Below are 25,198 nucleotides of genomic sequence, written 5' to 3' on the forward strand. Positions count from 1 at the left end.
TTACAGCTCTGTAGCGTCTTCCGCAGGCTCTGGTGAATCCAGCTCAAAGGCCTGGAATTCGAGCAGTTCTTCTTGATAGTCATCCATTGCGTAATCCCCCTGACGCTTGCTTGAAATGGCCTGGAACAAATGACCAGTGCCTCGAGCATAAAGTGCCCGTGTGAAGGAAAAATGAAACGCGTCCTTCATGAAATAAACGTAGCAGGCGGTCAGGAATTTATCGCGGGAAATTTTTCGACGGGGCTTGCAGGAAGAAGCTCAAGGGAGACAACAAAACGCCACGCGTCCGACAGGGGTCGGACGCGTGGCGTGAAGTTTACTGCCCGGAGGCAGGCATGGCCGGGATCGGCTCGGAGGGCGGCGGAATGTCCGTCGGGTTGGCCGGCGGCGTGATGGTTTCCGTCGCGGGCGCAGGCTCGGTAACCGGTGCCGGGGTGATCGGCGCGGCTTCGGCCGGCGGTGCTACCGGCTCGGAACTGGCCGGGGTCGCTTCTGCAGGCGCTGGTACCGCAGCGGGCTCGGTGGCCGGCGCTGGGGCCGGGGTCGGCGCAGGAGTCGGTTCAGCCGCAGGAGCTGGGGCCAACGGAGCCGGTGTCGCCTTGGCTTCCGGCACACCCAGATCGGTCTTCGGTTTTTCAGTGATGTGCGCGGCTTTCTTCGCGTCGGCCGGCAGGAACAGCTCGACCAGTGTGAAGAAACGCTCGTAGAACTTCTGCGACGACACGGTTTCGCTGGCCACCTTGACCATCGAATCGTCAGACGAGCCGATCGGCATCGACACCGAGCCCAACACGCCAACACCGAGGCTTGCGGAGTTGTTGGTCTTCTTCAGCGCGTAGCGGTCCTGCAGGGCGTTGGCGAACACGGTGGCGTGATGGCCGGCGCTGCCATCATCGGCGCACACCACGTTGAAGCTGATCTCCAGGTGGGTTTCACCGGTCTGCTGGAAGCTCTTGTGCCCGCTGACCAGCTTCGGGTCATTGCTGGTAATGATGTAGCCCTGGCTGAGCAACGCTCGGCGGGCCGCTTCGCAACTGGCGGTGTCGGTCACCGGGTAATTGCGCGAAAAGGTGCCGGAGTCGTCGAAATTCTCATGCTCGTAGATAGGCTTGTCCTTGGAGCAGCCGGCAGCGGCGGTCAGCAACAACGCCAACCCGAAAAAACGCACGGGAATAGAATTCAACATTAAACATCCTGAGGGGAAAACGGTCCGGGGCGTATTGTGCAACAGATCGCTGCCCCGCGGCGTATGGATTAGTGTCTTAAAACAGTTACAACTCTACCGGTCATGGGCGACAGGAAAAAGTCGCGCCGATAAATGATCGATGAACACCCGCAATTTGGCGGTTGCATGCCGGCTTGATGGCCACAGGACCCAGAACTGCCCGACGTGCTCCAGATGCTCCTCCAGCACGCGCTGCAGGCGACCCTGCTGCTGCGCTTCATGGATCATGAAGTCCGGCAGACAGGCGATGCCCATGCCCGCCAGCGCCGCATGACGCACGGCCTCAATCGACGTACTCACAAGGCGTGTCGGCAGGGTCGGTTCGGGCGCGCCCTCCTCGCGCTTCAGCGGCCAGGGCTCCAGTTTGCCCGTGGCGTGAAACGTATGGCGCAGGCAGGCGTGCTCCGCCAGATCGGCCGGGGTCAGCGGTTCGCCGCGCTCGCGCAGGTACGCGGGGCTGGCCACCAACACCATATGAAACTCGCCCAACGGTCGTGCCATCAGTCGCGAGTCTCGCGGTTTACCCGTTCGAATCACTGCGTCGAAACCTTCTTCAACCACATCAACCATGCGATCAGTCAGGTCCAGATCCAGTTCGATCTGCGGGTACAGCGCCATGAATTCGTTCATGACCGGCATCACCAGGTCATGCACCTGCGGCAGGCTGACCCGCAACTTGCCGTGAGGCGCCGCTGCGGCATCGCACAGCTCAAATTCCGCCGCCTCCACTTCGGCGAGGATCTTGCGGCAACGTTCAAGAAACAGCGCGCCTTCACTGGTCAGCGTGATGCTGCGAGTGGTGCGGTGAAACAACCGCACATTGAGCCGTGCCTCCAGGCGGGCGATGCTTTTGCCGACCGCCGACGAAGACACACCCTGCAAACGGCCCGCCTCGGTAAAACTGCGGGTTTCCGCCACCTGCACGAACACCGAAATACTGCCCAGGCTGTCCATTCATCCCTCCCTGATTCACGACATTCTTGTCCGAGATGTTCGGAACCCTAACCTGTTTTTCCCGAATGTGCAGCGCCCTACCCTATGGCCTTCGTCTTTCTCGGCAAAAGGGATGCTGGTTCATGAACGATGCGCAACTCACCTCTACACCGCTGACCAATAGCGTCCAGCACGACGAACGACTACCGCTGGGCGCACTGCTAGCGCTGGCCACCGCCGGATTCATCACCGTGCTGACCGAGGCGATGCCCGCCGGCCTGTTGCCACAGATGAGCACTGGGCTTGATGTCTCTCAGGCACTGATCGGGCAACTGGTCACTCTGTACGCCATTGGTTCGATGCTGGCGGCGATTCCGCTCACCATTGCCACCCGAGGCTGGCGCCGACGCCCGCTGTTGCTGGCGGCCATTGGTGGTTTTGCCATCGCCAACAGCATCACTGCGTTGTCGGAGCTGTACTGGCTGACCCTGATTGCACGCTTGATCGCGGGCGTATTCGCCGGTCTGCTCTGGGCTTTGTTGGCGGGGTACGCGAGCCGGATGGTCGCCCCTCACTTGCAGGGCCGGGCCATTACGGTGGCCATGCTCGGGGCGCCGCTTGCGCTGTCACTGGGCATTCCGGCCGGGACGCTGCTGGGCACGGCAGTCGGCTGGCGTCTGAGCTTTGCGATCATGACCGGGCTGACCGTGCTGCTGGTGATCTGGGTGCGTTGGCAAGTGCCGGATTTCGCCGGTGAACGCGCCGGGAAACGCCTGCCGCTGCGTCAGGTGTTTACCTTGCCGGGCGTGCGATCCGTGTTGTTTGTAACCTTGTCCTACGTCGTCGCGCACAACCTGCTGTACACCTACATCGCGCCATTTCTGGAGCCATCGGGACTTGGCGGAGAAATCGACCGAGTGTTGCTGGTATTCGGCCTGGCGTCGGTACTGAGCCTGTGGATCGTCGGCAGCCTGATTGATCGCTGGCTGCGTCAGTTGGCGCTGGTCAGTGCAATGCTGTTCCTGCTGTCAGCGATCGCACTGGGCCTGTGGCGCGAATCGCCGGGCGTGGTCTACACCGCCACCGCCGTCTGGGGCCTGGCGTTCGGCGCGATGCCCTCGCTGTTGCAGACGGCCCTGGCAAAAACTGCCAAGGAGGCTGCCGATACCGCGCAATCGATGCTGGTGACCCTGTGGAATGTCGGCATTGCCGGCGGCGGACTTGCGGGCGGTCTGCTGCTGAACAACCTGGGCGTCGGGACTTACCCGTGGATTGTCGCGGGTCTGTTGCTGCTGACCCTGTATGCGACCGTCAATGCCCGAAGCCATGGCTTCCCGAACGCCGAATAGCGCGCACAAAAAAGCCCCGGATTTTCATCCGGGGCTCGGGTCTTGCGGCTCAACCAGGCATCAGAAACGCTTGATGTCGGCTTCGGCTTCCAGCTGCTTGCGGTACGCCGCGAAGTCCTGCTGGCCCACACGCGATGCGAGGAAGCGACGGTATTGCGCTTTCTCTTCATCGGTCGGAGCCGCTGCTTCGTTCACGCCGTTCAGACGCACGATGGTCAGGCTGCCATCCGCCAGCGTTACGCTGGTGAAGGTCGGCTTGTCCTTGGCGGCCGGTTTCGGCATGCGGAACAACGCTTGCAGCACTGCCGGATCAACGCCTTCCTGAGCGCGGTTCGCCGCTTCAGTGACTTTCCAGCTCTGACCGTCCACCGCCTTGTCCAGCGGGGTCTTGCCATCACGCAGACTGGCGATCAGTTGCTCCGCCTTGGTCTTGGCAGCAGCGCTGGCGTGCTCTTTGGTCAACTGGGCGCGAATGGCAGTGGCCACGCTTTCCAGCGGCAATTGAGCAGGCTTCAGGTGCTCCTTGGCGCGCAGCACGATCACGGTTTCCGGATCCAGCTCGATGGCGGTGCTGTTGGCACCCTCTTCCAGCACTTCAGTGCTAAACGCGGCAGTCACAACGGCACGGTTGGCTGCAACGCCTTCGCCACCTTCACGGCCGAACGGCTTGGAGGTGTGCACGGTCAGTTTCAGATCCTGCGCTGGCTGGGCCAGGTCGGATGCTTCGAACGACGAGTCTTCCAGTTGCTTGGTCGCCTCGACGAAACGCTGCTCGACTTGCTGGGTTTTCAGCTCGCGGGTCAGCTTGTCTTTCAGGCTGGCCAGCGTCGGCACTTCAGGCGCCTCGACACCCAGCAGCTTGATCAGGTGGAAACCGAAGTCGGTGCGAACCGGCTCGGACACCTGATCCTTGTTCAGCGAATACAGGGCTTTCTCGAAGGCTGGATCGTAAACGCCAGGACCGGCATAACCCAGGTCACCGCCATTGTTGGCCGAACCCGGATCCTGCGAGAACTCCTTGGCCAGCGCTTCGAATTTCTCGCCCTTGGCCAGACGCGCCTGGATTTCTTCGATCTTCGCCTTGGCCTGAGCTTCGGTGGTCTTGTCGTTGACTTCGATCAGAATGTGCGCCGCACGACGCTGTTCCGACAGGTTGGCGATCTCTTTCTGATACGCCGCCTGCAGGTCTTCGTCCTTGACGGCGACCTGATCGAAGAACGAAGCCTTCTTCAGTTCCAGGTAATCGATGACCACTTGATCCGGGGTCATGAATTCCTTGGCGTGCTCGTCGTAGTAAGCCTTGACCTCGTCATCGGTCAGCTTGACGGCCGAAGGGTCAGCCTTGATGTTCAGCGTAGCGAAGTCGCGGGTCTGTTTTTCCAGACGGGCGAAGGCCAGCACCTGAGCGTCGGTCACGAAACCGCTGCCCGCCACACCGGCGCGCAGTTGGCCGATCAGCATTTCCTGAGCCAGCATCTGGCGGAACTGCATGCGGCTGTAGCCCAGTTGACGGATCACCTGATCGAAACGGTCGGAGCTGAACTTGCCGTCGACCTGGAATTCAGGCGTCTGCAGGATCACTTGGTCCAGGGCCGCTTCGGAGAAAGCGAATTTCGATTGTTCTGCGCCTTGCAGCAGCAGCTTGCGATCGATCAGACCCTTGAGGGCCGATTCGCGCAGCATTTTTTCGTCCAGCAAGGAAGCGTCGAAATCCTTGCCCAGTTGTTGCATCAGCTGACGGCGTTGCATATCCACCGCCTGGCTCAGCTCGTTCTGGCTGATTTCTTCACCGTTGACCTTGGCCGCCTCATTCTTGTGAGTCGTGGCCTGGAAAATGGCGTCGAAACCGGTCAGAGCCATCAGTGCAACGATGACTCCGATAATGGTCTTGGCAATCCAGCCTTGTGAATTGTCCCTGATATTCTGCAGCATGCGTCCCCCAGAAACGGTTGAACTTCAAAATTAGGCAACCGTGGAGCGTGGGTAGAATCCGGATAGAAGAAAGGCGCATCCGAGGATGCGCCTTCTCGTAACTGGCGGAGCGGACAGGGCTCGAACCCTCGATCCCGGTGTGACAGGCAGCTATTCCAACCGCCTGCTCTACCGCTCCGCTGCCAAGTCAGGCATGACCCCGACCCGGATGGGTAAAAACCTGAATCAAACTTAGTTGACGGCTTCTTTCAGGGCTTTACCGGCTTTGAAACCTGGCTTTTTGGCTGCCGCGATTTCCAGAGTCTTGCCGGTCTGTGGGTTACGACCGATGCGAGCTGGACGATCAGTCACGGAGAAAGTACCGAAACCAACCAGAACAACGGAGTCGCCAGCCTTGAGAGCGCCAGTGACGGATTCGATTACAGCGTCCAGCGCACGGCCAGCAGCAGCTTTCGGGATATCAGCGGATGCAGCGATAGCATCAATCAGTTCCGACTTGTTCACTCTAAGTCCCCTTATATCTATTTGAGTATGATTCTAAGTTTTTTGGTGAAAGCAAAAACGAGTGCTGAATGGCCTACAGACACTTAAGAGCCGCTTTATAACAAGGGCTCTAAAAAGCTGTCAAGGAAGCCCCCCAGGCAAAAGCGTATTAATGCGTGCTAATTCTTTCCTTAGAGTCAGACTCACGTTTTTCGTCCTTGGCAACTATCTCCGGAGCCACATCCGGCAAGGGCTCCGGCGCGTATTGCAGCGCAATTTGCAGGACCTCGTCAATCCATTTAACCGGTTTGATCTGCAGATCCTGCTTGATATTGTCAGGAATCTCCTTCAGATCGCGCACGTTCTCTTCCGGAATAATCACTGTCTTGATTCCGCCACGGTGAGCAGCCAGCAGTTTTTCCTTCAGACCGCCAATGGCGAGGACTTGACCACGCAGGGTGATCTCGCCGGTCATGGCGACATCGGCACGCACAGGAATCCCCGTCAAAGCCGACACCAGCGCAGTACACATGCCTACACCGGCGCTCGGGCCGTCTTTCGGCGTAGCACCTTCCGGCATGTGGATGTGCGTGTCGCGCTTCTCGTGGAAGTCCAGCGGAATGCCCAGGCTCTTGGCACGGCTGCGCACCACGGTCAGGGCCGCAGTGATCGATTCGACCATTACGTCACCCAGCGAACCGGTCTTGATCAGTTGACCTTTGCCCGGCACCACAGCGGCTTCGATGGTCAGCAGTTCGCCGCCCACCTGAGTCCAGGCCAGGCCGGTCACTTGACCGATCTGATCCTGCTGCTCGGCCAGACCGTAGCGGAACTTGCGAACGCCGAGGAAATGTTCCAGCAGATCAGCTGTCACTTTTACCGAGAAGCGTTTTTCCAGCGCATGCTCTTTGACCGCCTTGCGGCAGACCTTGGCAATCTGCCGCTCGAGGCCACGCACACCGGCTTCGCGGGTGTAGTAACGGATGATGTCGCGGATCGCTTCTTCGTCGAATTCCAGCTCGCCCTTCTTCAGGCCGTTGGCTGCAATCTGCTTCGGCGACAGGTACTTGACCGCGATGTTGATCTTCTCGTCTTCGGTGTAGCCCGGCAGACGGATGACTTCCATCCGGTCCAGCAGCGCCGGCGGAATGTTCATCGAGTTCGAGGTGCACAGGAACATCACGTCCGAGAGGTCGTAGTCGACTTCCAGGTAGTGGTCGTTGAAGTTGTGGTTCTGCTCTGGATCGAGCACTTCCAGCAACGCCGACGCCGGATCGCCACGCATGTCGCTGCCCATTTTGTCGATTTCATCGAGCAGGAACAGCGGGTTGCGCACACCCACCTTTGTCATCTTTTGAATCAATCTTCCTGGCATCGAACCGATGTAGGTTCGACGGTGACCACGGATTTCCGCTTCATCACGCACGCCACCGAGGGCCATGCGCACGAATTTTCGGTTGGTGGCATGGGCGATCGACTCGGCCAGCGAGGTTTTACCCACGCCCGGAGGACCGACCAGGCACAACACCGGGCCACGGATTTTCTTCACGCGCTTCTGTACGGCAAGGTATTCAAGGATGCGTTCCTTGACCTCTTCGAGGCCGTAGTGATCGGCGTCGAGAATGTCTTCGGCACGGGCCAGGTCCAGACGCACCTTGCTCTGAGCCTTCCACGGCACCTGAACCAGCCAGTCGATGTACGAGCGCACCACGGTGGCTTCGGCGGACATCGGCGACATCTGCTTGAGCTTGTTCAGCTCGGCAGTGGCCTTGGCCAGGGCATCTTTCGGCAGACCGGCAGCGTCGATACGCTTTTTCAGGTCTTCGATTTCGTTGTGGCCTTCGTCGCTGTCGCCGAGCTCTTTCTGAATGGCCTTCATCTGCTCGTTCAGGTAGTACTCGCGCTGACTGCGCTCCATTTGCTTTTTGACGCGGCCACGAATGCGTTTTTCGACTTGCAGCAGGTCGATCTCGGCGTCCAGCAAAGCCAGAACGTGCTCGACCCGGGCCGACAAATCGATGATTTCGAGGATTTCCTGCTTCTGCTCGATCTTCAGCGCCATGTGCGCGGCCATGGTGTCTACCAGGCGGCCAGGCTCGTCGATGCTATTGAGCGACGACAGGACTTCAGCCGGGACTTTCTTGCCCAGCTGCACATATTGTTCGAACTGCGACAGCAGGCTGCGCACGAACACTTCGGATTCACGTTCGGCGGCGTCGACTTCGTCAATCAACGAGACTTCGGCACGGCAGTGGCCATCGACTTCGCTGAAGCGCTCGACAGCGCCACGCTGCTCGCCTTCGACCAGAACCTTGACGGTGCCGTCAGGCAGTTTGAGCAGCTGCAGAACAGTGGCGATGGTACCTACGCGATAGAGAGCTTCTTCACCGGGATCGTCGTCAGCCGGGTTTCTCTGGGCCAGCAGCAGGATCTGCTTGTCGCCCGTCATCGCGGCCTCGAGGGCTTCGATGGATTTCTCGCGCCCCACGAACAGCGGGATAACCATGTGCGGATACACAACGACATCACGCAATGGCAGGAGAGGCAATTCGATGGTGGTCTTCATGATTTCGCCTCTACGGCGGCCATATGGCCGTAATCAGATGGAATTAAGCTTGAAACCAAGATGGGGGCTGACTTGAAAAAAAACAAGCGCAAAGGGGATGTAAAAAACGACATAAAAAAAAAGAGGCCCGAAGGCCCCTTCTTTGTTCCGGCAGACCGGGCGCTTACGCGTCCGGTGCAGCCTTGGCGGCCGGCTCACTGTTTTCGTAGATATACAGTGGCTTGGACTTGCCTTCGATCACGCTTTCATCGATCACGACTTTGCTCACCTCGGACTGCGAGGGGATTTCATACATCGTGTCGAGCAGCACACCTTCGAGAATCGAACGCAGGCCACGGGCACCGGTTTTACGTTCCAGGGCACGCTTGGCGACCGATTTCAGCGCGTCGGAACGGAATTCCAGATCCACGCCTTCCATCTCGAACAGCTTGGCATACTGTTTGGTCAGGGCATTTTTCGGCTCGGTGAGAATCTGCATCAAAGCAGCCTCATCCAGCTCGTCCAGCGTCGCGAGGACTGGCAGACGACCAACGAATTCCGGGATCAGACCGAACTTGACCAGATCGTCAGGCTCGACTTCACGCAGGGATTCACCGACTTTCTTGCCTTCTTCCTTGCTGCGCACTTCTGCGTTGAAACCGATGCCACCCTTGGTGGAACGGTTCTGAATGACCTTCTCCAGACCGGAGAACGCGCCACCGCAGATGAACAGGATGTTACGGGTATCAACCTGAAGGAATTCCTGCTGCGGATGCTTGCGGCCACCTTGCGGCGGAACGGAAGCGACCGTGCCTTCGATCAGTTTGAGCAAGGCCTGCTGCACGCCTTCACCGGAAACGTCCCGGGTGATCGACGGGTTGTCGGACTTGCGCGAAATCTTGTCGATTTCGTCGATGTAGACAATGCCCATCTGGGCTTTCTCTACGTCGTAATCGCACTTCTGCAGCAGCTTCTGAATGATGTTCTCGACGTCTTCACCCACATAACCCGCCTCGGTGAGGGTGGTTGCGTCGGCGATGGTGAACGGAACGTTCAGCAAGCGGGCCAGGGTTTCGGCCAGCAGGGTTTTACCGGAGCCTGTCGGGCCGATCAGCAGGATGTTGCTTTTGCCGAGTTCGACGTCGTCAGCCTTTTTGTCACGCTGGTTCAGACGCTTGTAGTGGTTGTACACCGCTACTGCCAGAACCTTCTTGGCACGTTCCTGACCAATTACATACTGATCAAGGATGCCGCTGATTTCTTTAGGCGAAGGCAATTTATGCGCGCTGCTTTCGGCCTGTGCTTCCTGCACCTCCTCGCGGATGATGTCATTGCACAGGTCGACGCACTCGTCGCAGATAAAGACCGAGGGGCCGGCAATCAATTTGCGCACTTCATGCTGGCTTTTGCCACAGAAGGAGCAATAGAGCAGCTTGCCGTTGTCCTCGCCGTTGCGGGTGTCAGTCATTCGTTCGATCCAAATCCGATAGGCTTGCAACACAAGATGAAGGCTATTGCGGGCTTTTTCAAGCCCGCCGCTGATCAGACGCGCCGACCAAGCCTATTTTGAGCTGCTTATTTTTAAGCTGGGCGCTGGTTGATCACTTCGTCGATCAGACCGTATTCCTTCGCAGCTTCTGCACTCATGAAGTTGTCGCGGTTGGTGTCGCGCTCGATTTCTTCAAGCGTACGGCCGCTGTGCTTGGCCATCAGCGTGTTCAGACGCTCGCGGATGAAGAGGATTTCCTTGGCATGGATTTCGATGTCCGATGCCTGGCCCTGGAAACCGCCCAGTGGCTGGTGAATCATCACGCGCGAGTTCGGCAGGCAGAAACGCTTGCCAGGAGCACCGGCCGTCAGCAGGAATGCGCCCATGCTGCACGCCTGACCGATACAGGTAGTCGATACGTTTGGCTTGATGAACTGCATGGTGTCGTAGATCGACATGCCCGCTGTCACCGAACCGCCCGGGGAGTTGATGTAAAGATGGATGTCCTTGTCCGGGTTTTCCGCTTCAAGGAACAGCAATTGCGCGCAGATCAGGTTGGCCATGTAGTCCTCTACAGGACCCACCAGAAAGATTACTCGTTCCTTGAGAAGACGCGAGTAGATGTCATAGGCGCGCTCGCCACGAGCAGATTGCTCGACAACCATCGGGACCAGGCCGCCGGCGGCCTGGATATCAGAGTTCTGCTGAATATAGGAATTACGGAACATGCTCTGCAGTCACTCCCAAATAGTCATGTCTTGAATACGCATAAGCCAGCTCGAAGGCTGGCTTATGGTGTGTGCTTCTAACGCAAAAACAATCAGTCGGCTTTTGGAGCTTCTACCGGCTTGACCGCTTCTTCGTAAGAGACCGATTTGTCGGTCACGCTAGCTTTCTGCAGAACAGTATCCACAACTTGTTCTTCCAGCACAACCGAACGAACTTCGTTCAGTTGCTGCTCGTTCTTGTAGTACCAGGACACGACCTGCTCAGGCTCTTGGTAAGCCGAAGCCATTTCCTGGATCATTTCGCGAACGCGGGCTTCGTCTGGCTTCAGGTCGAACTGCTTGACCACTTCGGCCACGATCAGACCCAGCACAACGCGACGTTTGGCTTGTTCTTCAAACAGCTCGGCCGGCAGTTGGTCTGGCTTGATATTGCCACCGAACTGCTGAACAGCCTGCACGCGCAGACGGTCAACTTCGTTGGACAGCAGAGCCTTAGGCACTTCGATCGGGTTGGTGGCCAGCAGACCGTCCATTACCTGATTCTTGACCTTGGATTTGATCGCCTGACGCAGTTCACGCTCCATGTTCTTGCGAACTTCGGTGCGGAAACCGTCGATGCCGCTTTCCTTGATGCCGAATTGAGCGAAGAACTCTTCGTTCAGCTCAGGCAGTTTTGGCTCGGAAACGGTGTTTACAGTCACGGTGAACTCGGCGGCTTTGCCAGCCAGGTCCAGGTTCTGATAGTCCTCTGGGAAGGTCAGGTTCAGAACGCGCTCTTCGCCGGCTTTAGCACCAACCAGACCTTCTTCGAAGCCAGGGATCATGCGGCCGGAACCCAGTACCAGCTGAGTGCCCTTGGCGGAACCGCCAGCGAATACTTCGCCGTCAACCTTGCCAACGAAATCGATGTTCAGCTGGTCTTCGTTCTGGGCAGCGCGATCGGCCACTTCAAAACGGGTGTTCTGCTTCCGCAGGATGTCCAGCATCTTGTCCAGATCGGCGTCAGCCACGTCAGCGCTCAGGCGCTCAACGGTGATGCCTTCGAAGCCGGCAACGGTGAACTCAGGGAACACTTCGAATACGGCTACGTATTCCAGGTCCTTGCCAGCTTCGAGCGATTTTGGCTCGATGGATGGCGAACCGGCCGGGTTCAGCTTCTGCTCAACCACAGCTTCGTAGAAAGATTTTTGAATCACGTCGCCGATCGCTTCCTGACGTGCGTCAGCACCGAAACGACGTTTGATTTCGCTCATTGGCACTTTGCCTGGACGGAAGCCAGCAATTTTGGCTTTCTGGGCAGTCTGCTGCAGACGCTTGTTGACCTGGCTCTCAATCTGCTCAGCCGGCACGGTGATGCTCATGCGGCGCTCAAGAGCAGTAGTATTTTCAACAGAAACTTGCATGGATATTCCTCGTTGCACAGACGTTAGCCGGCCGTTTCCGACCCAAGAATCAAGGGCAAGCATTCTAGTAGGTCAAACTCAAGAAGTCACCCTACTGAAAACGGGTAAAAAAACAGCAGGCCATTTGAAGGCGGGGACAAACGGTTGCGCCTCGCCCTGTTAGCAAATACAGCCAATTCAAGCCAGGGCTCTGCGCCAACCTCTTCTATATATAGAGGCGGTTGAATCATCTCCCTGACAGCCGACCTCGCAAGCAAGGCCGACGGGCAGTGCAGCATCATCGAGCAACATTAATACGACGAAGCACCCTGCCCTGCGACCCGAAACCTGCAGCCGCCAAAATCCGAAACCGTAAAACAAAAAAGGCGCCAGACTGTTAAATCTGGCGCCTTTCGGAATATGGGGTGGACGATGGGGATCGAACCCACGACAACGGGAGTCACAATCCCGTGCTCTACCAACTGAGCTACGCCCACCATATTGCGTGTCAAAGAAGCCAAACAACTTCTTTGTAGAACCTCACCCGGCCAACGGCATGAATGAAGCTTTGATTGGTGCGGATGAAGAGACTCGAACTCTTACGCCTCGCGGCGCTGGAACCTAAATCCAGTGTGTCTACCAATTCCACCACATCCGCGGATGAAGCTTTTTAAAGCAAAGGCGCCAGACTGTTACATCTGGCGCCTTTCGAAATATGGGGTGGACGATGGGGATCGAACCCACGACAACGGGAGTCACAATCCCGTGCTCTACCAACTGAGCTACGCCCACCATATCGCGTTACTTGTGCCAATGCTGCCTAATGGCGCACCCGGCAGGACTCGAACCTGCGACCATCCGCTTAGAAGGCGGATGCTCTATCCAGCTGAGCTACGGGCGCCTTGTTAGCTGTACCCTTGGAGGACTACAAACTAAGTGCTTTCCAGTCGTTCGAAACCGTAATTTCGTTCGACCTTCTTAACCAGTGCTAGGCTGTGCCCGACAAGTGCGACGAATAGTATAGAGCGACCTGAAGGTCGTCAAATCCTTTTTGAAAAAAATTCATTTAATTAAAGGGCTTAGGGGAATTTGCTGACCAAGCGCCTTTGCCCTCACCGTTTGACATGCGAGAATGCGTTCTCTTTTTTTCCCCTCTCGATGGTTAATCACGCGCAATGACTGCACAACTAATCGACGGCAAATCAATCGCCGCCAGCCTGCGCCAGCAGATCGCCCAACGGGTAGCCGAACGTCGCGAGCAAGGCTTGCGCACTCCCGGCCTCGCGGTGATCCTGGTCGGCAGCGATCCTGCCTCTCAGGTTTATGTCTCGCACAAGCGTAAAGACTGTGAAGAGGTCGGCTTCCTCTCTCAAGCCTACGACCTGCCTTCCGAAACCACTCAGGAAGCACTGACCGATCTGATCGATCGACTGAACGACGACCCGGCAATCGACGGCGTTCTGCTTCAGCTTCCTCTGCCGGAGCACCTGGACGCTTCCAAACTGCTGGAGCGCATCCGCCCGGACAAGGACGTCGACGGTTTCCATCCTTATAACGTCGGCCGTCTGGCCCAGCGCATTCCGCTGCTGCGTCCGTGCACCCCGAAAGGCATCATGACCCTGCTGGAAAGCACCGGTGCCGATCTGTACGGGATGGACGCAGTCGTTGTCGGCGCGTCCAACATCGTCGGTCGCCCGATGGCGATGGAACTGTTGCTGGCCGGTTGCACCGTGACCGTCACTCACCGCTTCACCAAGGATCTGGCCGGCCATGTCGGCCGTGCCGATCTGGTGGTCGTGGCCGCCGGCAAGCCGGGCCTGGTCAAGGGCGAGTGGATCAAGGAAGGCGCGATCGTGATCGACGTCGGCATCAACCGACAGGACGACGGCAAACTGGTCGGTGACGTCGTGTACGAAACCGCCCTGCCCCGCGCCGGCTGGATCACTCCGGTCCCGGGCGGCGTCGGCCCGATGACCCGCGCCTGCCTGCTGGAAAACACCCTCTACGCGGCAGAAACCCTGCACGCCTGAGTCGCGTTTTCCGCCCTCCGAGAACCCCGCCTTGTGCGGGGTTTTTCATGCCCTCGAAAAAACCTTTACCGTTCGCCGGAAACCCCTATTTTTACAGGGCTTTTCACGACTTTTTCATGCCTTGCGGACAACCATCGACAGTTCTTCAACCATACTCCTACAATGCGTCGTTTTTACGACACAGGCCGTTACAAAGAACGGCATTTCCAACCTTCATGAGTTCGCCCGCGTGAATATTCGTCTGTCCATCCTGAGCCTGGTTTTTGCATTTTCAGGCACGCTCCTCACGCCAACGGTCAACGCCGCCGAAACTACCGCTGCCCCTCGAGACGCTTCGCAATTGAAGATTGCCTCCGGCAGCGCCCTGCTGATGGATCTGCAGACCAACAAAGTCATTTATTCCAGCAACCCGGACGTGGTGGTGCCCATCGCTTCCGTGAGCAAGTTGATGACCGGTTTGGTAGTGGTCGAAGCGCACCAGAACATGGACGAATGGATTGACGTCGACATCAGCCGCACACCCGAAATGAAAGGCGTGTTTTCCCGCGTCAAATTGCGAAGTGAGCTGCCCCGCCGAGAGATGCTGCTGATTGCCCTGATGTCCTCGGAAAACCGCGCTGCCGCCAGCCTGGCTCATCACTATCCGGGCGGTTACGCGGCTTTCATCGCCGCGATGAACGCCAAGGCCAAGGCGCTGGGCATGACCAGCACGCACTTTGTGGAACCCACCGGCCTGTCCGAGCGCAACGTTTCCACCGCCCGCGACCTGAGCAAGTTGCTGGTGGCTGCGCACAAACAGCCGCTGCTCATCGAGCTGACCACCACCAAGGAGAAGACCGTCTCGTTCCGCAAACCCAATTACACCCTGGGTTTCCGTAACACCGACCACCTGGTCAACAAGGCCGACTGGGATATCCGCATCACCAAAACCGGCTTCACCAACCCGGCCGGCCACTGCCTGGTGCTGGTGACTCGCATGGCCAACCGCCCGGTCGCCCTGGTGATTCTCGACGCGTTCGGCAAGTACACCCACTTTGCCGATGCCAGCCGCATCCGCAGCTGGGTGGAAACCGGCAAGAGCGCCAACGTCCCGGCCGTGGCTCAGCAATACAAGGCCGACAAAAACCTCAAGAGTCGCCAGAGCGGCGTGATCGAAGCCTCCAAATAATCCGTCACTCATGAAAAAGCCCCGAATCGTCGGGGCTTTTTCATTTATGCACTCAGTCGTTGGGCAACGGCATCTTGTCGTCATCGGGAATGCCGTCACCGGCGCTCGGGTCGCGCGAATGCTCCGGCGTTATCACCGCCGGACGCGCCAGCGGATCGCGCATGGGGCTCTCCGGGTCCAGCACCGGATCAACTTCCGGCTCAGGCGTGGTGGGCACACTGTCAGGCTTGTGGTCGTCGAAACTCGAATCGGTACTCATACGCACCTCGCTTCAAGGCTTGAGATCAGCCAAGGGATCGTAAGGCTTGGCCGGACGTTTGGGATCATCGCCCGGCTGCACATCCTTCGGCGCCTTCGCCGGGCCGATGGGATCGACTTGCGGATCGTCCAGGTCAGGCGAGTCCGGATCGAAACCCAGGTCGTCGCCACTGCCATGCTCGGAAGAGTGCGGCCCACTGGGTGAATTTGGAATTGCCATGTTCGTCTCCTGATACCTGACCCGTAAAACACGGGACGCTACAGTTCAGAAGCGCATCCCCCGCCAGGGTGCCCGACAAGCGACGAACGGAACCTCAGTGCGCTGCCAGCGCCTTCCTCGCCTGCGCTGCTTCCCGCTCCTGTCCAGCTTGCGCCAGTGCGTCGGCAGCCTTGAGCCAGCGCTGTTGATCGACCGCTGCGGGAATCTGCGTCGGTTTCTGGATCAACACTGCCCAGCCGCCGGACTTTTCGAGAGCCGACTCGAACGAGCTGAAGCTCATCAATTCACGGCGATTCATCCCGGCGCGCAGCAGCACTTTCTGCTTCAGACGATCATAGCCGGAGAGGATCGCGTAACGCGGCTCCGCCCAGAATGCCGAACCTTCGCTGAAACGCACCATCACCGGATACCCGGCCGCCACTTGGGTCAGCAACGCCGGCAGATTGCTGTCCAGCGGATACACGACCATCCCATACTCACGCGCAAGGCTCTGTAGATTCTGTTGCAACTTGTCCTCGGCGCCCGGCAAGTGCAGCGGTTTTTCCAGCAGACCCGGCGTGATCACGATGCCCTGCTGCGACAGGAGGCTGGCCAGCACTTGCGGCCCGCTTTGATAGGCCTCACCGCGATAGAAGGTGCCGCTGAGCTCGACCCGCTCCGGCAGGCGCTTGACCTCCGGCGCCACACTGCCCGCACACCCCACCAATGCTGCTACGCAACCGGCCACCAGCAGCGCCGCGCGAATTCGGGAAAATAGCTGCACCATCGTCACTCTCTTGATCAGTTACCGGTCATCGTGTTCCGGCTTGGTCGAGGATCATAGGACGGCGCCACGCTGCGGTATAGCCCAAAGCGGCAGATGAATCGGCTGCATAGAGCGAACTGATTGGTCACCACCGACCTTTGGTCAATAGCCTGAAACACGCCAGCGACTAGACTGTCACTCAGACAAGAGCCAAAGAAAGAGCGCCCGACGCAGGGCAAAGAGGAGGCACAGATGAGCCTGACCATGACCATCGTAATGCTGATTGCCGGCTGGCTGGCCGTTGCCGCCGCCATGCTGTGGGGCGTGTTGCGGATTTCCCGCCGCCATCACCACCCGGTACAACCTGCACCGACCCGCAAGATCGAGAAACACGACGCCCGTCACGCCACCGCGCACTGACTTTCTGTAACCGACACAAACAAAAAGGCCGCCTGGACTCTCGCGAGTTCAGGCGGCCTTTGGTTTTCCGGCGATTACGCTTCGGCAGTCAGTTTCTTCTGCTTGGCGCGGCGCGACATCATGTTCAGCACTTCAATCGAAGCCGAGAACGCCATGGCAGCATACACATAACCTTTCGGTACATGGGCGCCGAAGCCTTCGGCGATCAGCGTCATGCCGATCATGATCAGGAAGCCCAGCGCCAGCATCACCACCGTCGGGTTGTCGTTGATGAACTTGGCCAGCGGATCAGCTGCAAACAGCATCACCAGCACCGAGACCACAACCGCGATCACCATGATCGGCAAGTGTTCGGTCATGCCGACAGCGGTAATGATGCTGTCGATCGAGAACACCATGTCCAGCATCAGGATCTGCCCGATGGCGGCGGCGAAGCCCAAGGTCACCTTAGACGTCGCAGTCTTCGGATCTTCCGGTGCCGGATCCATGCTGTGATGGATTTCCGTGGTGGCTTTCCACAACAGGAACAGGCCGCCGGCGATCAGGATCATGTCTTTCCAGGAGAACGCGTGGCCGAGAATCTCGATGACCGGCGCGGTCAGCTGAACGATGAACGCGATGGTGCTCAACAGGGCCAGACGCATGATCAGCGCCATGCCGATCCCCAGACGACGGGCCTTCTGCCGGTACTGCTCGGGCAGTTTGTTGGTCAGGATCGAGATAAAGATCAGGTTATCGATGCCAAGCACGATCTCCATCACCACCAACGTGGCCAAGGCAATCCAGGCGGTCGGGCTGGCGGCGAGTTCTAACAGATATTCCATGGGTCAGTCCTGACTCTGTGTAAGACGGTTTAGATTTCCTGGGAGGACGATTCGGATTTTTCTTCGTCGTCTTTCGGTTCTTTCTTGCTGATCAGATTGCCGGTGGCATCGCTGAGCGCCTCTTCGGCGGCTTTATGCGTGTCGTCGATGGCTTGCTTGGCCGCTTCGGCCGCCTGCCCCATCAGTTGCTGGGCGCTCTTTTCGGCCTGGTCGCAACCGGCCAGTACCAGTAAAGACGCGATCAACAGCCCCGTAGTTTTTAGTTTCATGATGCTTCCCTCGATAGAACAGACAGCGCCGTAAAGACCGGCCGTCGATGGCTGGGCATTCTAGGGAGACAGACACTTCAGGAAAATTCGTATTTTTAGCGGCTATACTTCGATTTATACGAACTGTATTTGACGGACCGAACCCCATGCTCAATTACCGACAACTGCACTACTTCTGGGTGGTGGCCAAGACCGGCAGCATCGTGCGCGCCTGCGAGCAACTGAATCTGACGCCACAGACCATCAGCGGACAGATTTCTCTGCTCGAACAGACTTACGGCATCGAACTGTTTCAAAGGGTCGGCCGGCAACTTGAGCTCACCGAGGCCGGGCGCCAAGCCCTGCCCTACGCCGAGCAAATGTTCCAGCTCGGCGGCGAACTGGAGCTGATGCTGCGCGCCCAGCCCAACGAACAGCAGATCCTGTTCCGGGTCGGTGTGGCGGACGTGGTGCCCAAATCCATCGTCTATCGCCTGATCGCGCCGACCATGGAATTGAGCGAGCCACTGCGCATCACCTGCCGCGAAGACAAACTCGAGCGCCTGCTGGCGGACCTGGCGATCCAGCGCCTGGACCTGGTGATCTCCGACAGCCCGATGCCCTCGCACCTGGACATCAAGGGCTACAGCCAGAAGCTTGGGGAATGCGGGATCAGTTTTTTCGCCACCGCCGAGCTGGCAGCGCAATACGGTCAGGATTTTCCGCGCAGCCTGCACGGTGCGCCGCTGTTGATCCCCGGCGCGGAAACCGTGGTGCGCAGCCGGTTGCAGCGCTGGTTCGCCGAGCAGCAGATTCAGCCGAGGATTGTCGGGGAGTTCGATGACAGCGCCTTGATGCAGGCGTTCGGCCAGTCCGGCAGCGGGATTTTCATTGGCCCGAGCGTGATTGCCGATGAGGTGAAGCGCCAGTACGGCGTCGAGTTGATCGGTCAGACCGATGCGGTGAGCGAGTCGTTCTACGCGATCTCGGTGGAACGCAAGGTCAAGCACCCCGGCATCAAAGCGATTACCGAAGGTGCCCGACGCGAGCTGTTTACAGCCTTTTAAGCCGGCGCGCAGACGTCGCGCGGCTTGAGCACCATCAGCACCATGGCGAGGAAAATCGACAGCAGAATGAACCCGGCAGCGGCGAAACCCACAAAGCCGAGGCCGGCGCTGTCGATCACTCGACCGCCAATGATCGCGCCCAAACCAATCCCGAGATTGGCCCCGGCAATGTTCAGCGACGCGGCGAAGGCCGGCGCCTCAGGTGCGGCTTTCATCAAGCGCACGTGGCTGACCAGAAACAGCGCCGCCTGAGTCACGCCCCAGATGCCCATCGCCGCCGCCAGACCCAGCGACGAATTGATGTTCGGCACCAGCGCCACCATCCCCGGGATCATGAACGCGCAGAACATCACCGAAGCCATCAGTGGATGGCGATCCACCGCACGACCGCCCAGCGAGTTGCCAATCAGACCGACCGCGCCAAAGCCCATCAGGCACCAGCCGACCACGGTGCCATTGAAGCCGGCCAGACGTTCGAGGATGTCCGCCAGATAGGTATAAGCGGTGAACATGCCGCTGAACACCAGGATCGACAGCAGCACATGGCCGAGCATCAGCGGGCTGCGCAGGATCTTGAACTGCGAAGCGAAACTGACCTGATGCTGGTGCAGGCTGGTTTTCGGCAGATAGACAAACAGCAGCAACGCCTTGGCGAACGCGATCACCGCCAGAATGGCGAACGCACTGCGCCAGCCGAACGCATCGGAAATCAGCGTGCCGACCGGAATCCCGAACACGGTGGCGCAGACGATGCCGAAGCCGATCTTGGCGATCGCGCGACCGGCGAAGTCCGGGCCGACGATGTCCACCGCCGTTTCGCTGGCCAGCGCCCAGAACACCGGAAGCCCCAGTGCCGGGATCAGCCGGGCAATCGCCATGACCCAGATGTTCGGCGCCAATGCCGCCACGGTATTGGCCAGACCGAACATGATCAGGATGGTGATGAACAGTTTGCGGCGCTCGAAGCGGGCGAAATACGCGGTCAAGAATGGACCGAACATCGCCACGGTGAACGCGAACAGAGTCACCAGCAGCCCGGCCTGCGGGATGGTGACGGCCAGGTCGCGGGCAATCGCCGGCAGCAGGCCGACGATGACGAACTCCGTGGTCAGCACCGTAAACCCGGCGGCAGACAACAGAAGGATGGGCAACAGCATGAGGAACTCCAGCAAAACGACGACACCAGCGCTGACCCGAGGGCCCGCCGGCAGAACTTGAAAATAAGGATGCGCAATCTTAACAGAGTGTTTCCCGAGTGACTTGCACAAACCTGTCTAAGTTGTGGATGGATCCGGTGGCAGATCGTCACAGGTCTGAAGGATCCGGACGACGCTGTGATAAAGTCCGCGCCCTGCAAAACGTACACCCTGTTCAGCCAACCGTTTAACGGCGTGGCTGTCGCGTCAGTCCTTTCGGTTCGTGTCTGTGGCCTGCCCCCGATTCATCGCCCGGATCACGCAACCTTGCACCCTATAAAAAAACCAGAGATGCCGTTATGACCGCTTCATCCCCTTCTCTATTGCAACGCCTTAAAAGCCTCAGCCTGGTCACCCAGATCCTGATCGGCCTGATTGCCGGCATCGCCCTCGCGCTGTTCGCGCCGGAAGCGGCCAAAGGCACGGCCTTCATCGGCAAGGTGTTCGTCTCGGCGCTGAAAGCCGTGGCGCCGATCCTGGTGTTCGTGCTGGTCATGGCGTCGATCGCCAACCACAAGCACGGCCAGGAAACCCACATCCGGCCGATTCTGTTCCTGTATCTGCTGGGCACCTTCGCCGCTGCCGTGGTCGCGGTGATCGCCAGCATGATGTTCCCGTCGCATCTGGTGCTGTCCACCGACAACATCGCGGTAAGCGCGCCGGGCGGCATCAGTGAAGTGCTGCAAAGCCTGTTGCTGAGCGTGGTCGACAACCCGGTGAGCGCACTGATGAACGCCAACTTCATCGGCATTCTGGCCTGGGCCATCGGCATGGGCGTGGCCATCCGCCACGCCGGCGACACCACCCGCGAAGTGGTCAGCGACCTGTCCAACGGCGTGACCCTGATCGTGCGTGTGGTGATCCGCTTCGCGCCGCTGGGGATTTTCGGTCTGGTGGCCTCGACCCTGGCCACCTCCGGTTTCGGCGCGCTGGTCGGTTACGCGCACCTGCTGGCGGTTTTGCTGGGCTGCATGCTGTTCGTCGCGCTGGTGATGAACCCGCTGATCGTGTTCTGGAAGCTGCGTCGCAACCCGTACCCGCTGACGCTTCAGTGCCTGCGTGAAAGCGGCATCACCGCGTTCTTCACCCGCAGCTCGGCGGCGAACATTCCGGTCAACCTGGAATTGAGCAAGCGCCTGGGCCTGCATGAAGACACCTACTCGGTATCGATTCCGCTCGGCGCCACCATCAACATGGCCGGCGCGTCGATCACCATCACCGTGCTGACCCTCGCAGCCGTACACACCCTGGGCATCGCCGTGGACATCCCGACCGCGATCCTGCTCAGCGTCGTCGCCGCGATCTGCGCTTGCGGTGCTTCGGGTGTGGCCGGTGGCTCGCTGCTGCTGATCCCGCTGGCGTGCAGCCTGTTCGGCATCCCGAGCGAGATCGCCATGCAAGTGGTGGCGGTCGGTTTCATCATCGGTGTATTGCAGGATTCGGCCGAGACGGCGCTGAACTCCTCCACCGACGTGCTGTTCACCGCCGCCGCATGCCTGGGCGAAGAACAGAAAGCCCAGCGTCCGGCGTAAAAAACCACGCAATAAAAAAGCCCGCCAAGGCGCAAACCTTGGCGGGCTTTTTGTTGCAGAACGTTTTAGAACGCGCCCATGTAATCGCGCTTGCCCACTTCCACACCGTTGTGACGCAGCAGTGCGTAGGTGGTGGTGACGTGGAAGAAGAACTGCGGCAGGCCGTAGCTCAGCAGGTAAGCCTGGCCACTGAAGCGCTTCTCTTTCGGCGTGCCCGGACGAGTCACGATCTCGATGCCTTCCTTGCCATTGATCTGCTCTGGCTTGATCTCGCCGATGAAAGCCAGAACCTTGGCGATCAGCGCCTGCAACTCGGCGAAGGTGGTTTCGGTGTCGTCATATTTCGGGATTTCGATTTCGGCCAGACGCGAGGAAACGCCTTTGGCGAAGTCCACGGCAATCTGCACCTGACGCACCAGCGGGAACATGTCCGGGTACAGACGCGCTTGCAGGAAGGCGTTCGGGTCGATGTTTTTCTCGGTGGCGTGGGCTTCAGCCTTTTTCAGCACATCGCTCACGGCGTTGAGCATTTGTTGGAAAACCGGGACGGATGCGGCGTAAAGGGAAATGGTCATGGCAGTCTCACGTGGTGGCTGGGTGAATCGTGGGGGCGATTATAGCCATGCTCGCATGGCGGCGCGGCTTGTCTTTTATCCAGCAAGGATTAGGCTAGGCGCCTTCGACTGCAGAGGGAACGCGCGATGACCACAGAATTTGAAACCCGCTCCGACGAACCACGGCTCAACGCCACGGAAATCCGCATTCTGGGCTCGTTGATCGAGAAACAGGCCACCAGCCCGGAAACCTACCCGTTGACCCTCAACGCACTGGTGCTGGCCTGCAACCAGAAAACCAGCCGGGAGCCAGTGATGAACCTGACTCAGGGCCAGGTCGGCCAGAGCCTGCGCGCCCTCGAAAGCCGCGGTTTCGCCAAACTGGTGATGGGCAGTCGCGCCGACCGCTGGGAGCACAAGGTCGACAAGGCGCTGGAGCTGGTGCCGGCGCAATTGATCCTGACCGGGTTGATGTTCCTGCGCGGCCCGCAGACCGTCAACGAACTGCTGACCCGCAGCGGTCGCATGCATGAATTCGAAGACGCCGAACAAGTGGTGCATCAGCTGGAACGCCTGATCGCCCGGGAGCTGGCGGTGTTGATTCCGCGTCAGGCCGGTCAGCGCGAAGATCGCTACACCCACGCGCTGGGCGATCCGGCGGACATCGAGGCGATTATCGCGGCACGACAGAACCCGAGTGATCGCGGCGCTGCCAGCGGCGTGTCAGTGGAGCGCATCGAAGAGCTGGAAGCGCGGATTGCAGCGCTGGAAGAGCGTCTGGCCCGCCTCGAAGAATAAACGCACCGGGGCGGCGTTATTCGCCGTCCCAGTAATCCACGCCGTCTGCCTGCCGCGCCACCGCGACGAATCCCGAGGCATTGCCGTCGGCATCGACGTTGAAGTTGTCCATCACCGCGTATTTGTTCGAGTCCGGGTACTCGCAGATTTCCGGTTGCTGCTGGGTGCTGACGGCCAGATAGCGAAGTTCCGCAGCACTGGTGTTGATGATCTGATGCGCGGCTTCCGGGCCGCCCGGCGGACAGGCGATCACATCACCAGCGCGGATCGGGAAACGTTCGGCACCGAGGCGCACTTCCCCTTCCCCGGCCACCACGTAGAACATTTCCTCATTGACCCGATGACTGTGAAACGGACTGCCGCGCATGCCCGGCGGCAACGCATACAGGCGATAACCGAGTTTCTGCGCGCCCAGTTGCTGGCCGACCCGGGCGAACCGTTGCTGATAACGCCCGGCGGTTTCGCCCTCGGGGGCCAATGATTCGGGAAGCGGTTCGAGTTCGACGTCATTCAGGTTGAGAATGGGCGGATGCATGCAAACCTCGGCTTTTGTGATGGGCAAGTCTGTGCTTGCTGATCCGGCAGTATAGGCAACGACAAATCCGGGCGGATATGCCGTTGCTCAGGCTCCATCAGCTACGGGCAAACGCCACCGCTGCATCGAACTGCTCGACCGTCGGCCGCACGCCGGTGTACAGCACAAACTGCTCAAGTGCCTGGATCGCAATCACTTCCAGCCCGGTGATCACTTTTTTACCTTCCGCACGACCACGCACGATCAGCGGGGTTTCCGAGGGGATCGCCACCACATCGAACACAGTGTCGGCAGACTTGATCACATCCACGTCAAAAGAAAGCTGACCCGCTTCCGGACCGCCATCCATCCCGACCGGAGTCACGTTGATCACCATCTGCGGGCGCTCGTCACCCAGTTCCGCCTGCCAGCGATACCCGAGTGAATCCGCCAGCGCACGCCCGGCGCGCTCGTTGCGGGCCACGATCAAACCATTTTTGTAACCGCCATCGCGCAAGGCACTGGCCACAGCCTTGGCCATGCCGCCGCTGCCGCGCAGGGCGAAAGTCGTGTCCTTCGGCACCGCGTGGGTTTCCAGCAACTGAGCAATGGCGATGTAATCGGTGTTGTAGGCCTTGAGATGGCCGTTGGTGTTGACGATGGTGTTGATCGACTGGATCGCCGCCGCCGAGGCATCCAGTTCATCGACCAGCGCAATACTCGCTTCCTTGAATGGCATCGATACGCCGCAACCGCGAATTCCCAGCGCGCGGATCCCGCCGACGGCACCGGACAGATCCTGGCTGCTGAACGCCTTGTAGTAGAAATTCAGGCCCAGTTGTTCATACAAATGGTTATGAAAACGCAGACCGAAATTCCCGGGACGCCCAGACAGGGACATGCACAATTGGGTGTCTTTGTTGGGGTTCATCTGCATGGGAGGCTCCTTCGAATGCACTTTCGGATGGACGGGATTAGCCAGGCCATCGGGTTCTGAACGATCATAAGGCGGTCTGTTCCGGGCATCACAGCCGATGCCTGAAATCCGGTAAACAAACCGGTACAGACCTTACACAAAATTTACCTAGCGTCCGTGCTGTTTTTCAAAATGTTGCTGTCTTAGAAGTATCCCCGCGCCATTCCGGGCCTGTTGCAGGTTCGGACGCCGGGTCGAAGAACCGAGGAATTATCATGATTCGTAAACTCCCCATCGTGGCCTTGTTGATTGGTGCATTCGCGATCACGGGTCAGGCAGAAGCCCACGGCGGTGGCTGGCAGGGCCCGGCGGTATTTGGTGCGATCGTCGGCTCGGCCATCATCGGCTCGGCGCTCATCAACCAGGATCGGCCGGTGTACGTCCAACAGCCTGTTTACGCTCAACCGGCACCGGTCTACGTGCAGCAACCGCCGCCACCGGTCTACTACCAGCCGGCCCCGGTTTATGTGCAGCAACCGGTCTACGTCCAACCGGCCCCGGTCTATTACGGCCCGCCGCGCGGTTATTACGGCCGGCCACACTACTACGGTGGCCCGCGCTGGTAACCGGCACACGAAGCCC

26 protein-coding genes and 4 tRNA genes are annotated in these 25,198 nt (G+C 59.1%); 8 read left to right on the top strand and 22 right to left on the bottom strand.

Features of this window, described 5'->3' with window-relative positions; all coding sequences use genetic code 11:
* From LOY31_RS18815 to LOY31_RS18825, 3 genes are all read right to left on the bottom strand, one after another.
* Entirely contained in the window at positions 1 to 189 is a 189-nt protein-coding gene (locus LOY31_RS18815) for a hypothetical protein (RefSeq protein ID WP_127798821.1), read from the bottom strand.
* 127 nt (positions 190 to 316) lie between these two features.
* Complete coding sequence (locus LOY31_RS18820; RefSeq protein WP_221533196.1) at positions 317 to 1,186, bottom strand: DUF2242 domain-containing protein; 870 nt, start codon at positions 1,184 to 1,186, stop codon at positions 317 to 319.
* 93 nt (positions 1,187 to 1,279) lie between these two features.
* The gene (locus tag LOY31_RS18825; RefSeq protein WP_221533195.1) at positions 1,280 to 2,179 is read right to left on the bottom strand and encodes a LysR family transcriptional regulator; all 900 of its coding nucleotides are present in this window, start codon (positions 2,177 to 2,179) and stop codon (positions 1,280 to 1,282) included.
* 122 nt (positions 2,180 to 2,301) lie between these two features.
* Here LOY31_RS18825 and LOY31_RS18830 point away from each other — a divergent pair, with 122 nt between their 5' ends.
* A complete protein-coding gene (locus tag LOY31_RS18830) occupies positions 2,302 to 3,507 on the top strand; it encodes an MFS transporter (RefSeq protein WP_258712025.1) in 1,206 nt (401 codons plus the stop codon).
* A 60-nt stretch (positions 3,508 to 3,567) separates the two neighbouring features.
* Here LOY31_RS18830 and LOY31_RS18835 read toward each other — a convergent pair whose 3' ends face one another.
* The 10 genes from LOY31_RS18835 to LOY31_RS18880 all read right to left on the bottom strand — a co-directional run bounded on the left by LOY31_RS18835 (position 3,568) and on the right by LOY31_RS18880 (position 12,967).
* The gene (locus LOY31_RS18835) at positions 3,568 to 5,439 is read right to left on the bottom strand and encodes a SurA N-terminal domain-containing protein (protein ID WP_221533193.1); all 1,872 of its coding nucleotides are present in this window, start codon (positions 5,437 to 5,439) and stop codon (positions 3,568 to 3,570) included.
* Between the two features lie 231 nt (positions 5,440 to 5,670).
* Positions 5,671 to 5,943, bottom strand: a complete 273-nt coding sequence (locus tag LOY31_RS18840; protein WP_002552737.1) for an HU family DNA-binding protein — start codon at positions 5,941 to 5,943, stop codon at positions 5,671 to 5,673.
* A gap of 148 nt (positions 5,944 to 6,091) precedes the next feature.
* A complete protein-coding gene (gene lon / locus LOY31_RS18845; protein ID WP_007951557.1) occupies positions 6,092 to 8,488 on the bottom strand; it encodes an endopeptidase La in 2,397 nt (798 codons plus the stop codon).
* Between the two features lie 163 nt (positions 8,489 to 8,651).
* Positions 8,652 to 9,935 carry an ATP-dependent Clp protease ATP-binding subunit ClpX gene (gene clpX / locus LOY31_RS18850; RefSeq protein ID WP_007951558.1) on the bottom strand — a complete coding sequence of 428 codons (1,284 nt, stop codon included), beginning with the start codon at positions 9,933 to 9,935 and terminating at the stop codon, positions 8,652 to 8,654.
* Positions 9,936 to 10,048: 113 nt separating this feature from the next.
* Positions 10,049 to 10,684: an ATP-dependent Clp endopeptidase proteolytic subunit ClpP gene (clpP, locus tag LOY31_RS18855; RefSeq protein ID WP_007951559.1), complete on the bottom strand. Its 636-nt coding sequence runs from the start codon at positions 10,682 to 10,684 to the stop codon at positions 10,049 to 10,051.
* 92 nt (positions 10,685 to 10,776) lie between these two features.
* On the bottom strand, positions 10,777 to 12,087 hold the full coding sequence (tig, locus tag LOY31_RS18860) for a trigger factor (protein ID WP_221533192.1): 1,311 nt from the start codon (positions 12,085 to 12,087) through the stop codon (positions 10,777 to 10,779).
* Between the two features lie 400 nt (positions 12,088 to 12,487).
* Positions 12,488 to 12,563, bottom strand: a tRNA-His gene (locus LOY31_RS18865).
* 76 nt (positions 12,564 to 12,639) lie between these two features.
* A tRNA-Leu gene (locus LOY31_RS18870) sits at positions 12,640 to 12,724 on the bottom strand.
* A gap of 58 nt (positions 12,725 to 12,782) precedes the next feature.
* Positions 12,783 to 12,858 (bottom strand) — tRNA-His (locus LOY31_RS18875).
* A 32-nt stretch (positions 12,859 to 12,890) separates the two neighbouring features.
* Positions 12,891 to 12,967, bottom strand: a tRNA-Arg gene (locus LOY31_RS18880).
* Positions 12,968 to 13,241: 274 nt separating this feature from the next.
* Between LOY31_RS18880 and folD the strand changes: the two genes are divergently transcribed.
* Positions 13,242 to 14,096: a bifunctional methylenetetrahydrofolate dehydrogenase/methenyltetrahydrofolate cyclohydrolase FolD gene (gene folD, locus LOY31_RS18885; protein WP_085608325.1), complete on the top strand. Its 855-nt coding sequence runs from the start codon at positions 13,242 to 13,244 to the stop codon at positions 14,094 to 14,096.
* A 229-nt stretch (positions 14,097 to 14,325) separates the two neighbouring features.
* Positions 14,326 to 15,264 (top strand): D-alanyl-D-alanine endopeptidase, encoded by a 939-nt coding sequence (pbpG, locus tag LOY31_RS18890; RefSeq protein WP_007951562.1) that lies wholly within the window; start codon positions 14,326 to 14,328, stop codon positions 15,262 to 15,264.
* Positions 15,265 to 15,316: 52 nt separating this feature from the next.
* Here the strand turns inward: pbpG and LOY31_RS18895 are convergent, their stop codons facing one another.
* The 3 genes from LOY31_RS18895 to LOY31_RS18905 form a co-directional block, all read right to left on the bottom strand.
* Positions 15,317 to 15,523: a hypothetical protein gene (locus LOY31_RS18895; protein WP_085608322.1), complete on the bottom strand. Its 207-nt coding sequence runs from the start codon at positions 15,521 to 15,523 to the stop codon at positions 15,317 to 15,319.
* A gap of 12 nt (positions 15,524 to 15,535) precedes the next feature.
* Entirely contained in the window at positions 15,536 to 15,742 is a 207-nt protein-coding gene (locus LOY31_RS18900; protein ID WP_064380821.1) for a DUF6021 family protein, read from the bottom strand.
* Positions 15,743 to 15,836: 94 nt separating this feature from the next.
* Complete coding sequence (locus tag LOY31_RS18905) at positions 15,837 to 16,508, bottom strand: peptidase C39 family protein (protein ID WP_085608321.1); 672 nt, start codon at positions 16,506 to 16,508, stop codon at positions 15,837 to 15,839.
* Positions 16,509 to 16,739: 231 nt separating this feature from the next.
* Between LOY31_RS18905 and LOY31_RS18910 the strand changes: the two genes are divergently transcribed.
* Entirely contained in the window at positions 16,740 to 16,907 is a 168-nt protein-coding gene (locus LOY31_RS18910) for a hypothetical protein (RefSeq protein ID WP_007951566.1), read from the top strand.
* Between the two features lie 74 nt (positions 16,908 to 16,981).
* Here LOY31_RS18910 and LOY31_RS18915 read toward each other — a convergent pair whose 3' ends face one another.
* A complete protein-coding gene (locus tag LOY31_RS18915) occupies positions 16,982 to 17,731 on the bottom strand; it encodes a TerC family protein (protein ID WP_085608320.1) in 750 nt (249 codons plus the stop codon).
* 29 nt (positions 17,732 to 17,760) lie between these two features.
* Positions 17,761 to 18,000, bottom strand: a complete 240-nt coding sequence (locus LOY31_RS18920) for a hypothetical protein (protein ID WP_085608319.1) — start codon at positions 17,998 to 18,000, stop codon at positions 17,761 to 17,763.
* Between the two features lie 146 nt (positions 18,001 to 18,146).
* On the opposite strand from LOY31_RS18920, the gene nhaR reads away from it, so the two are divergent.
* Complete coding sequence (nhaR, locus tag LOY31_RS18925; protein WP_007951569.1) at positions 18,147 to 19,046, top strand: transcriptional activator NhaR; 900 nt, start codon at positions 18,147 to 18,149, stop codon at positions 19,044 to 19,046.
* Here nhaR and LOY31_RS18930 read toward each other — a convergent pair.
* A complete protein-coding gene (locus LOY31_RS18930; protein ID WP_007951570.1) occupies positions 19,043 to 20,203 on the bottom strand; it encodes an MFS transporter in 1,161 nt (386 codons plus the stop codon). The genes nhaR and LOY31_RS18930 overlap by 4 nt on opposite strands.
* Positions 20,204 to 20,541: 338 nt before the next feature.
* On the opposite strand from LOY31_RS18930, the gene sstT reads away from it, so the two are divergent.
* Positions 20,542 to 21,774, top strand: a complete 1,233-nt coding sequence (sstT, locus tag LOY31_RS18935) for a serine/threonine transporter SstT (protein WP_085608318.1) — start codon at positions 20,542 to 20,544, stop codon at positions 21,772 to 21,774.
* A gap of 65 nt (positions 21,775 to 21,839) precedes the next feature.
* Here the strand turns inward: sstT and LOY31_RS18940 are convergent, their stop codons facing one another.
* Positions 21,840 to 22,349, bottom strand: a complete 510-nt coding sequence (locus LOY31_RS18940; protein ID WP_007951572.1) for a DUF1993 family protein — start codon at positions 22,347 to 22,349, stop codon at positions 21,840 to 21,842.
* Between the two features lie 126 nt (positions 22,350 to 22,475).
* Here LOY31_RS18940 and LOY31_RS18945 point away from each other — a divergent pair, with 126 nt between their 5' ends.
* Complete coding sequence (locus LOY31_RS18945; RefSeq protein ID WP_011335047.1) at positions 22,476 to 23,126, top strand: YceH family protein; 651 nt, start codon at positions 22,476 to 22,478, stop codon at positions 23,124 to 23,126.
* Between the two features lie 16 nt (positions 23,127 to 23,142).
* On the opposite strand, the gene LOY31_RS18950 is transcribed toward LOY31_RS18945, so the two are convergent.
* Positions 23,143 to 23,661, bottom strand: coding sequence for a cupin domain-containing protein (locus tag LOY31_RS18950; protein ID WP_085608317.1), 519 nt, complete (start codon positions 23,659 to 23,661; stop codon positions 23,143 to 23,145).
* Positions 23,662 to 23,758: 97 nt separating this feature from the next.
* Positions 23,759 to 24,577, bottom strand: a complete 819-nt coding sequence (locus LOY31_RS18955; protein WP_221533191.1) for a shikimate 5-dehydrogenase — start codon at positions 24,575 to 24,577, stop codon at positions 23,759 to 23,761.
* 254 nt (positions 24,578 to 24,831) lie between these two features.
* Here LOY31_RS18955 and LOY31_RS18960 point away from each other — a divergent pair, with 254 nt between their 5' ends.
* Positions 24,832 to 25,182 (top strand): hypothetical protein, encoded by a 351-nt coding sequence (locus tag LOY31_RS18960; RefSeq protein WP_007951578.1) that lies wholly within the window; start codon positions 24,832 to 24,834, stop codon positions 25,180 to 25,182.
* Positions 25,183 to 25,198: the final 16 nt, after the last annotated feature.

Origin of the sequence: Pseudomonas sp. B21-021, from assembly GCF_024749205.1 — a bacterium.
Lineage (GTDB): Bacteria > Pseudomonadota > Gammaproteobacteria > Pseudomonadales > Pseudomonadaceae > Aquipseudomonas > Aquipseudomonas paraglycinae.

What these genes read in the sequence shown, in the direction of transcription:
- LOY31_RS18815 (WP_127798821.1), bottom strand. Translation starts at nt 189, where the DNA reads ATGAAGGACGCGTTTCATTTTTCCTTCACACGGGCACTTTATGCTCGA.
- LOY31_RS18820 (WP_221533196.1), bottom strand. Translation starts at nt 1,186, where the DNA reads ATGTTGAATTCTATTCCCGTGCGTTTTTTCGGGTTGGCGTTGTTGCTG.
- LOY31_RS18825 (WP_221533195.1), bottom strand. Translation starts at nt 2,179, where the DNA reads ATGGACAGCCTGGGCAGTATTTCGGTGTTCGTGCAGGTGGCGGAAACC.
- LOY31_RS18830 (WP_258712025.1), top strand. Translation starts at nt 2,302, where the DNA reads ATGAACGATGCGCAACTCACCTCTACACCGCTGACCAATAGCGTCCAG.
- LOY31_RS18835 (WP_221533193.1), bottom strand. Translation starts at nt 5,439, where the DNA reads ATGCTGCAGAATATCAGGGACAATTCACAAGGCTGGATTGCCAAGACC.
- lon (WP_007951557.1), bottom strand. Translation starts at nt 8,488, where the DNA reads ATGAAGACCACCATCGAATTGCCTCTCCTGCCATTGCGTGATGTCGTT.
- clpX (WP_007951558.1), bottom strand. Translation starts at nt 9,935, where the DNA reads ATGACTGACACCCGCAACGGCGAGGACAACGGCAAGCTGCTCTATTGC.
- clpP (WP_007951559.1), bottom strand. Translation starts at nt 10,684, where the DNA reads ATGTTCCGTAATTCCTATATTCAGCAGAACTCTGATATCCAGGCCGCC.
- tig (WP_221533192.1), bottom strand. Translation starts at nt 12,087, where the DNA reads ATGCAAGTTTCTGTTGAAAATACTACTGCTCTTGAGCGCCGCATGAGC.
- folD (WP_085608325.1), top strand. Translation starts at nt 13,242, where the DNA reads ATGACTGCACAACTAATCGACGGCAAATCAATCGCCGCCAGCCTGCGC.
- LOY31_RS18895 (WP_085608322.1), bottom strand. Translation starts at nt 15,523, where the DNA reads ATGAGTACCGATTCGAGTTTCGACGACCACAAGCCTGACAGTGTGCCC.
- LOY31_RS18900 (WP_064380821.1), bottom strand. Translation starts at nt 15,742, where the DNA reads ATGGCAATTCCAAATTCACCCAGTGGGCCGCACTCTTCCGAGCATGGC.
- LOY31_RS18905 (WP_085608321.1), bottom strand. Translation starts at nt 16,508, where the DNA reads ATGGTGCAGCTATTTTCCCGAATTCGCGCGGCGCTGCTGGTGGCCGGT.
- LOY31_RS18910 (WP_007951566.1), top strand. Translation starts at nt 16,740, where the DNA reads ATGAGCCTGACCATGACCATCGTAATGCTGATTGCCGGCTGGCTGGCC.
- LOY31_RS18915 (WP_085608320.1), bottom strand. Translation starts at nt 17,731, where the DNA reads ATGGAATATCTGTTAGAACTCGCCGCCAGCCCGACCGCCTGGATTGCC.
- LOY31_RS18920 (WP_085608319.1), bottom strand. Translation starts at nt 18,000, where the DNA reads ATGAAACTAAAAACTACGGGGCTGTTGATCGCGTCTTTACTGGTACTG.
- nhaR (WP_007951569.1), top strand. Translation starts at nt 18,147, where the DNA reads ATGCTCAATTACCGACAACTGCACTACTTCTGGGTGGTGGCCAAGACC.
- LOY31_RS18930 (WP_007951570.1), bottom strand. Translation starts at nt 20,203, where the DNA reads ATGCTGTTGCCCATCCTTCTGTTGTCTGCCGCCGGGTTTACGGTGCTG.
- sstT (WP_085608318.1), top strand. Translation starts at nt 20,542, where the DNA reads ATGACCGCTTCATCCCCTTCTCTATTGCAACGCCTTAAAAGCCTCAGC.
- LOY31_RS18940 (WP_007951572.1), bottom strand. Translation starts at nt 22,349, where the DNA reads ATGACCATTTCCCTTTACGCCGCATCCGTCCCGGTTTTCCAACAAATG.
- LOY31_RS18945 (WP_011335047.1), top strand. Translation starts at nt 22,476, where the DNA reads ATGACCACAGAATTTGAAACCCGCTCCGACGAACCACGGCTCAACGCC.
- LOY31_RS18950 (WP_085608317.1), bottom strand. Translation starts at nt 23,661, where the DNA reads ATGCATCCGCCCATTCTCAACCTGAATGACGTCGAACTCGAACCGCTT.
- LOY31_RS18955 (WP_221533191.1), bottom strand. Translation starts at nt 24,577, where the DNA reads ATGCAGATGAACCCCAACAAAGACACCCAATTGTGCATGTCCCTGTCT.
- LOY31_RS18960 (WP_007951578.1), top strand. Translation starts at nt 24,832, where the DNA reads ATGATTCGTAAACTCCCCATCGTGGCCTTGTTGATTGGTGCATTCGCG.